Origin of the sequence: Polaribacter reichenbachii, from assembly GCF_001975665.1 — a bacterium.
GTDB classification, from domain to species: domain Bacteria; phylum Bacteroidota; class Bacteroidia; order Flavobacteriales; family Flavobacteriaceae; genus Polaribacter; species Polaribacter reichenbachii.
The window spans coordinates 1,758,834-1,770,876 of the sequence record NZ_CP019419.1 but is presented as its reverse complement, the minus strand read 5'-3'; the positions used below and the strand labels follow the sequence as shown (position 1 = coordinate 1,770,876).

Here is a 12,043-nt window from a genome sequence, read left to right as displayed (position 1 = left end):
ATGGCTCTTTACAAAACATTAACTATCAGCCCAGAAACTAGGGTTTTTATCTGGAAAATTGAAGAATCTATTGATGAATTAAAAGCTGGAATTTCTTTAACCGAAAAGAATCTTGCTAGATTTAATTCGATGAAATCGGATTTACATCAAAAAGGATTTTTATCTATAAGGCATTTGTTAAAAGAAATTAATTTAACTGATGACGATTTAATTTATGATGAGTTTGGAAAACCTCATTTAGATAAAGGTAGATTTATTTCAATTACCCATTCTTTTAATTTTACTGCCATTATTTATTCCACAAAAACCGAAGTGGGAATTGATATTGAAAAACAACGTGATAAAATTTTAAAAATAGCACACAAATTTACACCTATAGAAGAGTATAAAACCATTGCAAATGCTGATGCTTTAATAAGTAAATTAACCATAGTTTGGGGAGCAAAAGAGAGTTTGTACAAAATTTACGGAAAGAAAAAATTACTTTTTTTACGTGATATTTATGTTGCTGATTTTAAATTTGCTGATGAAAAAACTACAGGAGAAATTCGTTTTAATGGAGAAACCTATACTTATGCCGTGAAGTTTTTAGAGTTTGAAGGCTTTACTTGTGTGTTTGCTTATTAAAATAGTAGCAAAGTATTAATAAGTTGCAAAGTTTTTACTCAAAATTTATAATCTGCCATTTAGACCTTTTGGAGAAATCTCAAATTAATAAAAGTCAACCATCTCTATTTTCTATGATTCTATGTGGTCTGAAAAACAAAATAACTTCTTACTTTTGATGCTATAACATCAACAAACAATATGTCAGAAATTTTTGATTTCTTTTTTGCACAATATAAAGATTATTCTAATACAGATATTTGTTTAGAAATTATAGCTGTTATTTTTGGTTTTCTATCAGTTTGGTTTTCTAAAAAAAACAAAATCTGGGTTTTTCCAACAGGAATGATTAGCACTTCAATTTTTGTCTACTTACTTTTAAAATGGGAGCTTTTAGGAGATATGATGATAAATATATATTACTTTATTATGAGTGTCTATGGTTGGTATATTTGGACTCGAAAAATTGATGATTCTCATGTAACTCCGATTTCTGAAACCTCAAAAAAAGAAAAAACAACTTCTATTTATATCTTTTTAGCTACGCTTCTCTTTGTTTATATTGTTTACAATTATTTTAATAAATGGACTTCTTGGGTTGCTTATGTAGATACAATTACTACTGGAATTTTCTTTGTTGGTATGTGGCTAATGGCAAAACGTAAAATAGAAAATTGGATTTTTTGGATTATTGGAGACATCATTTCTGTACCTTTATATTTCTATAAAGGATTCACATTTACTAGTTTTCAATATTTAGGATTTACAATAATTGCCATATTTGGTTATCTAGCATGGAAGAAAAGCTTAAACAACACCCAATTAATATCGTAAAAGTTGTTTTATTTGGCCCTGAATCTACAGGAAAAACAACACTTTCTAAACATTTAGCTCGTTATTACAATACGGTTTGGACTCCTGAATTTGCAAGAGAATACTTACAAAATAAGTGGAATAATGAACGTAAAACTTGTGAAGCTAATGATTTATTACCCATAGCCATTGGACAAATGAAACTCGAAAACAAACTCGCAAAAAAAGCAGATAAAGTTTTAATTTGTGATACTGATTTGTTAGAAACCAAAGTATATTCTCAAGAATTTTATGGTGGCTTTGTTGATGAAAGACTTGATGAAGCTGCTAAAATTAATCAATATGATTTATATCTCTTAACTTACATAGACACACCTTGGGAAGCAGATGACTTAAGAGACAGACCAGAACAACGTTTAGAAATGTTTAATGCCTTTGAAAAAGCTTTAAAAGACCATAATTGCCACTACATTTTATTAAAAGGGAATAAAGAAATTCGTCTAAAAAAAGCTACTGAAGCTATTGACGAAATAATACACAATAAAGAAAATTTACATTCATTTTCTGATTTAATGAATGAATAATTGTATTTTTAATACTCTGAAATCGTATCCAATAAAAAATTAAAATTGAAGTTACTTGTTTTCGAAATCTTCTTTTCAATTACATTCCTCAATATTCATCAGAATTTATGGGTATAAAAATTATAGCGAATATTGAATGATCTTAAGCAACATCAATTAATAAACGAATTAAAATTTAAAGCCATTAGAAGTTCTGGTGCAGGTGGTCAACACGTAAATAAAACATCATCTAAAATAGAACTTACATTCGATTTAGAACATTCACTTGCTTTATCCGAAGAAGAAAAAACTCTTCTAAAAATCAAACTAACATCTAAACTTACCAAAGAAAACGTAATAATTCTTTTTTGTGAAGAAACACGATCGCAACATAAAAATAAAGAATTAGCCATAAAGCGTTTTTTACATTTAATAAAAACCAACTTAGTAAAACCTAAAAAAAGAAGACCTACTAAACCTAGTAGATCTTCAGTTTTAAAAAATATTGAGAAAAATAAACGAAAATCGCTTAAAAAAACCTTGCGTAAAAAACCAAGATTAGATTAAAAATCTTAATAAGCTTCTGCAATATTTACGTAAAAGTTTCCATCAGTTTTGTTACCAGCACCAAAATCGAATCGAATATTTAATTTTTCTTTTTTATCTAACATAAAACGCAATCCTACTCCGTAATTCAATTTTATATCATTTAAACTTAACTCTTTCGATTTGTTAAACACATCTCCTGCTCCTACAAATGCAACCATTCCAAAACGACTATCTTTAAACGTTTTTCTATATTCTACTTGAGCTGCTAATAAGTTTTCTTCAATAAATCTACCTTCTACATAACCACGCATTGTTTCTTCATTACCAAAAAGCGCTAATTCAGACAAAGGTGCATCACCATTTGCAAAATGCCCTATGGCTTGAAAAGCCAAAACATCATCATTTTTTTGTGATACTTTTAAATAATGACGTAAATCAAACCTTGTTAATTCAAATTGATGAGTACCTCCTAAAGCAGTACCATAAAAACCTTTGGTTAATTCTAAATACCAACCTTTAGAAGCGTTTAAAATATTATCTCTACTATCGTACAAAGCAGCCAGCTCAAAACCAACAGAAGTTGAACCATCAAAACCAGAAGGCTGACTAGTTGCTAATAATTTATTGGGCTCTATTTTAGTTTTATAAATCTTATTATAACGTACACCACCACCTAAAAACAAGTAACGTGTAAAAGCCTGTTTTAACAAAATGGGTTCAAATAAAAATTGATAATTATCGTAAATTTCTTCGTTTGTTTCTGGTGAATTTTGTCCTATTCCATAGTATAATCTTGGATAATTTTGAAAGATAATATTACCTGAAATCACCCATTTTTCTTGATTTGTAAAAATTTCGAATCCAGAATACACAAAAAACTGACTATTAAGCGTGTACAATAAAGAAACAGGCATATTAGAGGTTCTTGTTTCTTCTCCACTTCCTTTAAATTTAAATAAATATTTTGCCCCAACTCCAAAACCTAAACTCGTTTCTGGAGAATAACTTAAAATAGGCGCAGTAATTATTTTTGATAAATACAAAGTAGAATCTTTTGCAACTTTATCTTTATTAGGATAAAATGTAAAAAATTCTACAAATCTATCTAATCCACTTTCTTCTTCTTGTGCATTAAAAGGTAAACTTAAAGTTAGAGCACAAATTAATAAACCTATTTTATGTGATATTTTCATTCGTTGATATGTATTAGAAAAAGAATTTTCTTTAAAAACAGAAAACCCTTTTATATTTCGTTACAAATTTATTGATTTCTAAAAGCAAGATTGTGCTCTATTGCAGTATATAATACACCATATGCGAAATGTAGATTAGTTTAATTTTTGTTTTTTTTTTGATTAATATATAGCTCAAAAAAAAATCAATTTTATATTTCATAAGAAATTTTTAGCACTTAATTTTGCACCGTTCTCATAAAGGGGTGCTAAAACTGAATCAAGTTTTAAAATTGATAGATTTTAAAATAAATTCAGCTCAAGCTGAGATCATACCCAATGAACCTAGAACAGATAATGCTGTTTAGGGATTTGATTTTAACGTCTTTGCAAGGCAATTGATAAAATTACTGTATCAATCTAAAAACAGATTGTAGTAAAATGCTGCAACGACTTTAATAACTAATTATTCAATAATAAATACAAGAATAATTACCTCTTTTTATTCGTTTTAAATTTTTTAAAATGAAAAAAATTATCTTTTTTTTATTCTTGTTTGCAAGCGTAATTGCAAACGCCCAATCGTTTACAGTAAAAGGAACTGTATACAATGAAAACAAAGAACCTTTAGCAGGAGCATCTGTTTTTGTAAAAGAAAATAAACTAGGCACATCTACTGATTTTGATGGAAACTTTAGTTTAAAATTAGCAAAAGGAACCTATACTCTAGAAGTTTCATTTTTAGGCTACAAAACAATTTCTGATAAAATTATCATCAATCAAAATGAAGAGTATGACATCATTTTAAAACAAGACGAAACAGTTTTAGAAGAAGTGTTGGTTTCTGCAGTTCGTGCAAATACAGATGTACCAGTAACGTTTTCTAATTTATCAAAAAAAGAAATTGCAAAACGTAATTTAGGGCAAGATATTCCTGTATTATTAAATTATATGCCTTCTGTAGTTTCATCTTCGGATGCTGGTGCTGGTGTGGGTTATACCTATATGAGCGTGCGTGGTTCTAATGGAGAAAGAATTAATGTTACTGTAAACGGAATTCCTTATAATGATGCAGAAAGTCATGGAACTTTTTGGGTTAATTTAGGTGATTTTGCTTCATCTACTCAAAACTTACAGTTGCAAAGAGGTGTAGGAACATCAACCAATGGTTCTGGAGCTTTTGGTGCGAGCTTAAACATTTTAACAGACGCAGTTTCAGACGAAGCTTTTGGAGAAATTTCTAACTCTTTTGGCTCTTATAACACCAGAAAACATACTGTAAAATTTAGTACAGGTAAAATTAACGACCATATAGAAATTGCAGGTCGTTTGTCTAATATTTCTTCTGATGGTTATGTAGATAGAGCTTTTGCTGATTTAAAATCGTATTATTTACAAGGTAGTTACACTGATGAAAACACATTAATTAAAGCCATTACTTTTGGTGGAAAAGAAAAGACTTACCAAGCTTGGTATGGTTTAACTGCGGATGAATTGGCTGCAGATAGAAGACAAAATCCTTATACTTATGATAATGAGGTTGACGATTATAATCAAAACCACTATCAGTTACACTGGAATGAAAAATTAAACGATAATTGGTCTACAAACCTAGGATTAAATTATACAAAAGGATCTGGTTTTTTTGAACAATTTGAAGACGATACAGATGAAATAAATTTATATGATGGTATTGTTGTTGCTACAGATTCTTATATAAATGATTGGGGACAAGTTGTACCAATTACTGATTTAATTAGAAGACGTTGGTTAGAAAATGATTTTTACGTGGTAAATTTTAATACCAATTATAAAACTGATCACTTAAATTTAATTTCAGGAATTTCTTATTCTAATTATACTGGAGATCATTTTGGAGAAGTAATTTGGGCAAAAGAATTATCTGAAAATGCAAACATTAGAGATCGTTATTATTTTTCTGATGCCAAAAAAACAGACTTTTCAATCTTTACAAAAGCAACTTTTGATATTACTGAAAACCTTGCTGGTTATGCAGATTTACAAGGTAGATTTGTAAATTACCAAACTGCAGGTTTAACTTCTGATAGAGATGCAATTGATGTTGATGCTAGTTTTAGTTTCTTTAACCCTAAATTCGGGTTAACATATAAAATTAACAATAGTAATAATTTATATACTTCTTTTGCTGTGGCAAATAGAGAGCCTAACAGAAATGATTTTGAAGGTGGTGTAACTACTCCAGAAACTTTAAATGACTTTGAATTTGGATGGCGTTTAAATAAACCAACCATTAAACTAAACACTAATATTTACTTTATGGATTATAAAAACCAGTTGGTTTTAACTGGTGCTTTAGATGATGTTGGTGCGCCTATTAGAGCAACTTCTGGTAGTAGCTATAGATTAGGTTTAGAGATTGATGCAGATATTAGAATCTCTAATAAATTCTCTGTAAAACCAAATGCTGCTTTTAGTTCTAATAAAAACAGAGATTTCTTTGTTACTAGAGATGGAAACACAAATCCTACTGCATTAGGTAATACAGATATTTCATTTTCTCCAGATGTTGTTGTTGGTAATATGTTCAACTATAATCCTATAGAAAATTTACAAATCTCATTTTTATCAAAATTTGTAGGCAAACAATTTATGAGTAATTTTAGTAGTGCAATTTCTGAAAATGATGTTTTAGACTCATTTTTTACAAGCGATTTAAACATTGTTTATCAAATTAAACCGAACAAAATTTTTAAATCTATTACATTAACTGCTTTAGTAAATAATATTTTTGATACAGAGTATGTAGATAGAGGTTATTATGGTATTTATGATGATGATTGGTCTGTTGCTGGTGTTACCACTACAGTTGATTATGCAGGATATTATCCGCAAGCAACAAGAAACTTTTTAATTGGGGCTACTTTAAGATTTTAACCAAAAACCATTCTAAAATTTAAAAGCCGTTTCAAAACATTTTGAAACGGCTTTTTACTTTTCTTTTTCCATTAAAATAAATTAGCTATTTGTATAATCTTCTACTCTTTCATTTATATCTTTTCTTAGGTCTTTAAATTCTTTATTTAATTCTTTACAATTTGTTCTTATTTGTTGGGTAGACTCATTTAACTCATCAATTAAAACAGAAAATTCTCTTTCTACATCTTTTATTTCTTTTTCTACCTCACTGGAATGCAACCAACTAGGAATAGTTTCTGAAAGATTATTTACAAATTTCTTTAAATAAATAATTCTATTTTTAGATATCTTAAACTCATCATTTTCCATTCTTAATAATTGGGCATTGGCTATGTTATATGCGTTCCAATTATCAAAAACAAAACCATCTTCGTAATTTTTTCTAATAATTTCAGTTTTTCCATTGTTTAACTCTATAAAAACTACATCAGAATTGTCTATAAAATTAGTTTTATCTGCCTTTTTAGAATCACAAGAATAGATAAATACTAGATTTGCTATCAGAAATATTTTAAATATATGTTTAAGTTTCATTATCGCTATTGTTTTATGAATCACAAAACTACAGCAAGAATTGACTTAATTTTAGCGCAAATGAATTGATTGTTAACCCAATCAAAAAAGGCTAAAATCTTTCATTTTTTATTAAAATTTGACTAAAAAAGGTTAAAAAAGGCTATTTTCTTAGCAAAATCGACTTATTTTATGTAATTTACAAATCTATGAAAAACACAAAATTACATCATCAAATCATCTCACCAATCAGTCTAAACATTACTGATTTCTCTTCAAATGTTGTTTTCTAATTTTTAGATTTATTCATTACATATCTCAATTATTAAACTTTATAATTGTTAAACTCGTTCTTAAAGATTTAACACTTTAAACATCAAAAAAAACATATTTATGAGACATTTCAAAATCTACAACAGGAGTTTTACGTTATTATTTAGGATAGACAAAATATACAGAACAAAAAAATATATAAGCAAAATATAATATATTTGATAATATAAATTAAATTGTTAGAAATCTGAAAATATTGACTTTATGAAATCAAAATATATTGCATTAGTTTTAATATTACTAATTTTTAGCTGCCATAAGCAAAAAGAAATTAGCTCTATTAATCCAGAAAATTGGTCCAAAAGAGCTATAGAATTAAAAGAAACAGATTCTCTAAAATATGGAAAATCTTACTTGTCTATCTATTCTCAAATCTATAGTTTAACAGAGCATAAAACTCATAATTTAACAGCTATGGTTAGTATGAGAAATACTAGTGATTTAGATACAATTTACCTTTTAAAAGCTGAGTATTTTGATACGCATGGAAATTCGTTAAGAAAATATTTCGACTATCCTATATTCTTAAAACCAATGGAAACTACAGAAATTATTATTGATGAAATAGATATTTCTGGTGGTACAGGTGCTAACTTTATTTTCGAATGGAAAATTCCTAATAATTGCTCAGAACCTTTATTTGAAGGTGTTATGACCTCTACAATGGGCCAACAAGGCTTATCTTTTACAACTCAGGCAAAACGAATACAATAATATGGCTGAAATTTTAACCACTATATTTTTTGTATTTGCTGTTATAGATCCTATAGGTAGTATACCTGTTTACCTAGAAGCTACCAAAGAATTTGATTTAAAATACAAGAAAAAAATTGCTGTTCGTGCTTCTGTAATAGCCTTTTTAATTCTTTTGTTTTTTATTGTAATTGGGCAATTGATTCTGGAAGGTATGTCTGTTTCTTTAGATGCTTTTCAGATTTCTGGTGGTGTAATTTTATTCTTGTTTGCCTTAACAATGATTTTTGGTGATGGTAAACCCGAACTCGAGAAAAACCGAATTACAGACTATAAACACGTTACCATTTTTCCTATTGCAATACCATCAATAGCATCACCAGGTGCAATTATGGCTGTAGTTTTAATGACAGATAATAAGTTATATACCATTCAGCAACAAATTATTACAACAGGAATTGTTTTATTAGTTATTGGGCTAACTTGTATTATTCTTTTGGGTGCAAATCTCTTGCAAAAAAGAATTGGTAGTTACGGAATTACAGTAATTAGTAAAATTATGGGATTAATTTTAGCTTCTTATGCTGTGCAAAGTATTTTAAGCGGAATTACAAGCTACTTTACGAATTTACAGTAGTATTTTAACGCTCTAATTCTTCTATAAATTGCTCTATAGATACTGCATCATCAACTGAAAAATCACCAATTTTGGTTCTTCTTAAGACTGATAAATGTCCGCCAGAATTTAGTGCTTTCCCAAAATCGTAAGCTAAAGAACGAATGTAAGTTCCTTTGCTGCAAACCACTCTAAAATCTACATTTGGTAAATCTATATTTGTAATTTCGAATTCTGAAATAGTTATTTCTCTAGATTTAATTTCTGTAGTTTCTCCTTTTCTAGCCAATTCATACAAACGTTTTCCGTCTTTTTTAATTGCTGAAAAAATGGGTGGTTTCTGCTGAATATTCCCAATAAATTGTTGAGTAGTTTCTTTCAATAAAGTTTCTGTAATATGTTCTGTAGCAAAAGTCTCGTTAACCTCAGTTTCTAAGTCGTAACTTGGTGTTGTTGCGCCTAAAGTAATTGTACCTGTATATTCTTTTATTTGACCTTGATACGTGTTAATTTCTTTAGTTTGCTTGCCTGTACAAATTATTAATAAACCAGTCGCAAGCGGATCTAAAGTACCTGCATGACCCACTTTTATTTTTTTGATGTTAAAACGTTGCTTAATATGCCAACGTAATTTATTTACAACCTGAAAAGAGGACCACGTTAGAGGTTTATCAACCAATAAAACTTGACCATTTTTAAAATCTTCTTCTGTTCTTATCATTCAAAAAATAAAGTGTTTCTAACTTTATATAATCAGTTTAATACTAGATAAACATCAACCTAAATTAGTTAAAAAGAGCATAACCAATTGCAATTACACCAACTACTGCACAGTAAATTGAAAAGTAAGATAATTTACTTTTTTTAACCAAAGCAATCATCCATTTACAAGCTAAAATACCTGCTAAAAATGCAGCTATAAAACCTGCTGAAATTGGCACCATTTCTGAGGATTGAAAATTTAAATCGCCACTTAAAACATCTTTACCAATCTTTCCAAAAATTAAAGGCACTACCATTAAAAATGAAAATTTTGCAGCTCTTGTTCTATCTATACCTAATAAAACTGAAGTAGAAATAGTTGCTCCAGATCTAGAAATACCAGGTAACATTGCAATTGCTTGAGAAACCCCAATAATTACAGAATTCCAAAAAGAGACTTCTTTATTGGTGTTTTTTGCTTTATCTGCCAATAATAAAAGCAAAGCTGTAACTAACAACATTACACCTACTAATAAAATTTTACCCCCAAAAAAAGATTCTAATTGCTCTTCGAAAAGTAAACCTACAACAACTGCAGGAATCATAGAAATGATAATTTTTAAAGAAAATTTTAATTCATCATTCCACTTAAATTGGAATAATCCTTTAAGAATTTCTGCAACTTCTTTTCTAAAAATAACCAATGTACTTAAGGCAGTTGCAAAGTGTAAAACTACAGTAAAGGTTAAACTTTCTTCTGGCACTGAAGTATCACCTAAAATAGCTTTTGCTAATTCTAAATGACCACTAGATGATACTGGTAAAAATTCTGTTAATCCTTGAATTACTCCAAGAATTATTGCTTCTAAAACATCCATAGCTTATTTTTTTGGGTCTACTAATATTGCATAAATTTCTATTCCTAATCCTATAATTACTAAAGTTGGCGCTAAACGAATTCGTTGCCAATTGTAGATTTCTTCATTAAAAACATTAGGATCATCACTACCACCACCAGACATAAAAATAAATCCTAAAGTGATAAAAACAATACCAATAAGCATAATGATATAGTTCTTTTTACCGAATAAAAATTCTTGCTCTTGATTGATTTCTTTTTTCATATTTTTAATAATAAAGTTCGTCTGTTTTTAGATTCAAAAAACGTTGTGTTGCAAAAAATGTACTAAGCCAAGTAATTATAAGTGCTGATAAAAGTACACCTACTGCAATATATCCTAAAGTAATATAATCTTCTAAAAAGTTTAAACTTGGTATGTATTTATCTAAATAATAAACTACTGCTCCTAAACCTGCTAAAGCTATAATTGCACCCACAAAACCTAATTTTATACTTCGCCAAATAAATGGTCTGCGAATAAAACTTTTGGTTGCACCAACCATTTGCATTGTTTTAATATTAAAACGTTTCGAATAAATTGATAATCGAATAGAACTGTTAATTAAAATCATTGCTATTAAACCAAAAAATCCGCTTAAAACTAAAAGCCAAAAACTAATTCTTTTAATGTTTTTAGTTAATAAATTAATTAACGGTTTATCGTAAGAAACATCTGCAACAAAAGCATTTTTAGAAAATCTCTTTTCTAATTCTACTACTTTTTCTGGCGTTACAAAATCTGCTTTTAAGTAAATATCTATTCCGTTTTTTAACGGATTTTCACCTAAAAACTCTAAAAAATCTTCACCAATCTCTTCGCTATATTTTTTTGCAGCTTGTGCTTTGCTTGTATAAATTGCCTTTTTTGTGAATTCTTCTGTTAAAAGAGATTCTCTAAAAGTTTTTATTTGTTTTTGAGTTACGTTGTCTTTTATAAAAAGCGTAATTGCTACTTTTTCTTTAACATAATTAGCAGCCTGTGTAGATTTTAGTAATATTAACCCTAAAACACCCACCATAAAAAGTACCAAAGCAATACTTATTACAACTGAAATGTAAGAAGATGTTAAGCGTCTTTTTTGATAAGAGTCAAATTTTGATGACATTAATTTATGGTTAAAAATCGTTGCAAGATAATAATTACGATTCAGTTGATAGTAAGAGTTTGCAGTATTTTAACTAATTGATTTCTTGACACAATTCTATAAGAACTCCGTTTGTACTTTTTGGATGTAAAAAAGCGACTAATTTATTGTCTGCACCTTTCTTAGGTATTTCGTTTAAAACGATAAATCCTTCTTCTTTTAGTCTTTTAATTTCTGCTAGAATATCATTTACAGCAAATGCAATATGATGAATTCCTTCTCCTTTTTTGTCGATAAATTTTGAAATAGGACTTTCTGGATTTGTTGCTTGTAATAACTCTATTTTATTAGGTCCAGTTTTAAAGAAAGATGTTTTTACGCCTTCTGATAAAACTTCTTCTGTTTTATAATGCTTTTCACCAAAAAGTGATGCAAATAATTGATTCGATTTTTCTAAATCTTTTACAGCAATACCTATGTGTTCTATTTTATCCATTTTGTAAAAATAAAAAAACCAGCAAACTTAATTACTGGTTCTA

General features: G+C 28.4%; 14 protein-coding genes. 7 read left to right on the top strand and 7 right to left on the bottom strand.

Annotated features, from left to right (window positions below; translation table 11 throughout):
• The 4 genes from BW723_RS07300 (at position 1) to arfB (ending at position 2,549) form a co-directional block, all read left to right on the top strand.
• Positions 1 to 627 carry a 4'-phosphopantetheinyl transferase family protein gene (locus BW723_RS07300; RefSeq protein WP_068356760.1) on the top strand — a complete coding sequence of 209 codons (627 nt, stop codon included), beginning with the start codon at positions 1 to 3 and terminating at the stop codon, positions 625 to 627.
• Positions 628 to 807: 180 nt separating this feature from the next.
• Positions 808 to 1,440 (top strand): nicotinamide riboside transporter PnuC, encoded by a 633-nt coding sequence (pnuC, locus tag BW723_RS07295; protein WP_068356762.1) that lies wholly within the window; start codon positions 808 to 810, stop codon positions 1,438 to 1,440.
• On the top strand, positions 1,401 to 2,003 hold the full coding sequence (locus BW723_RS07290; protein WP_068356765.1) for an AAA family ATPase: 603 nt from the start codon (positions 1,401 to 1,403) through the stop codon (positions 2,001 to 2,003). Before pnuC ends, BW723_RS07290 begins: the two co-directional genes overlap by 40 nt.
• Positions 2,004 to 2,135: 132 nt before the next feature.
• A complete protein-coding gene (gene arfB, locus BW723_RS07285) occupies positions 2,136 to 2,549 on the top strand; it encodes an alternative ribosome rescue aminoacyl-tRNA hydrolase ArfB (RefSeq protein WP_068356768.1) in 414 nt (137 codons plus the stop codon).
• 5 nt (positions 2,550 to 2,554) lie between these two features.
• On the opposite strand, the gene BW723_RS07280 is transcribed toward arfB, so the two are convergent.
• Complete coding sequence (locus BW723_RS07280; protein ID WP_068356771.1) at positions 2,555 to 3,724, bottom strand: BamA/TamA family outer membrane protein; 1,170 nt, start codon at positions 3,722 to 3,724, stop codon at positions 2,555 to 2,557.
• 504 nt (positions 3,725 to 4,228) lie between these two features.
• Between BW723_RS07280 and BW723_RS07275 the strand changes: the two genes are divergently transcribed.
• Complete coding sequence (locus BW723_RS07275) at positions 4,229 to 6,619, top strand: TonB-dependent receptor (protein ID WP_068356775.1); 2,391 nt, start codon at positions 4,229 to 4,231, stop codon at positions 6,617 to 6,619.
• 81 nt (positions 6,620 to 6,700) lie between these two features.
• Here the strand turns inward: BW723_RS07275 and BW723_RS07270 are convergent, their stop codons facing one another.
• Positions 6,701 to 7,195 (bottom strand): hypothetical protein, encoded by a 495-nt coding sequence (locus BW723_RS07270; RefSeq protein ID WP_068356778.1) that lies wholly within the window; start codon positions 7,193 to 7,195, stop codon positions 6,701 to 6,703.
• Positions 7,196 to 7,711: 516 nt separating this feature from the next.
• On the opposite strand from BW723_RS07270, the gene BW723_RS07265 reads away from it, so the two are divergent.
• Together BW723_RS07265 and BW723_RS07260 are read left to right on the top strand one after the other, a co-directional pair.
• Positions 7,712 to 8,221 carry a DUF3124 domain-containing protein gene (locus BW723_RS07265; RefSeq protein WP_068356782.1) on the top strand — a complete coding sequence of 170 codons (510 nt, stop codon included), beginning with the start codon at positions 7,712 to 7,714 and terminating at the stop codon, positions 8,219 to 8,221.
• Position 8,222: 1 nt separating this feature from the next.
• Entirely contained in the window at positions 8,223 to 8,837 is a 615-nt protein-coding gene (locus BW723_RS07260; protein WP_068356785.1) for a MarC family protein, read from the top strand.
• A 4-nt stretch (positions 8,838 to 8,841) separates the two neighbouring features.
• Here the strand turns inward: BW723_RS07260 and truB are convergent, their stop codons facing one another.
• The 5 genes from truB to mce form a co-directional block, all read right to left on the bottom strand.
• Positions 8,842 to 9,537 carry a tRNA pseudouridine(55) synthase TruB gene (gene truB, locus BW723_RS07255; RefSeq protein WP_068356788.1) on the bottom strand — a complete coding sequence of 232 codons (696 nt, stop codon included), beginning with the start codon at positions 9,535 to 9,537 and terminating at the stop codon, positions 8,842 to 8,844.
• 64 nt (positions 9,538 to 9,601) lie between these two features.
• Positions 9,602 to 10,396 carry an undecaprenyl-diphosphate phosphatase gene (locus tag BW723_RS07250; RefSeq protein WP_068356791.1) on the bottom strand — a complete coding sequence of 265 codons (795 nt, stop codon included), beginning with the start codon at positions 10,394 to 10,396 and terminating at the stop codon, positions 9,602 to 9,604.
• Between the two features lie 3 nt (positions 10,397 to 10,399).
• Positions 10,400 to 10,642, bottom strand: a complete 243-nt coding sequence (locus BW723_RS07245) for a DUF3098 domain-containing protein (protein ID WP_068356793.1) — start codon at positions 10,640 to 10,642, stop codon at positions 10,400 to 10,402.
• Between the two features lie 4 nt (positions 10,643 to 10,646).
• The gene (locus BW723_RS07240) at positions 10,647 to 11,525 is read right to left on the bottom strand and encodes a cell division protein FtsX (protein ID WP_068356796.1); all 879 of its coding nucleotides are present in this window, start codon (positions 11,523 to 11,525) and stop codon (positions 10,647 to 10,649) included.
• Positions 11,526 to 11,598: 73 nt separating this feature from the next.
• On the bottom strand, positions 11,599 to 12,000 hold the full coding sequence (mce, locus tag BW723_RS07235; RefSeq protein WP_068356798.1) for a methylmalonyl-CoA epimerase: 402 nt from the start codon (positions 11,998 to 12,000) through the stop codon (positions 11,599 to 11,601).
• Between the last annotated feature and the right edge of the window lie 43 nt (positions 12,001 to 12,043).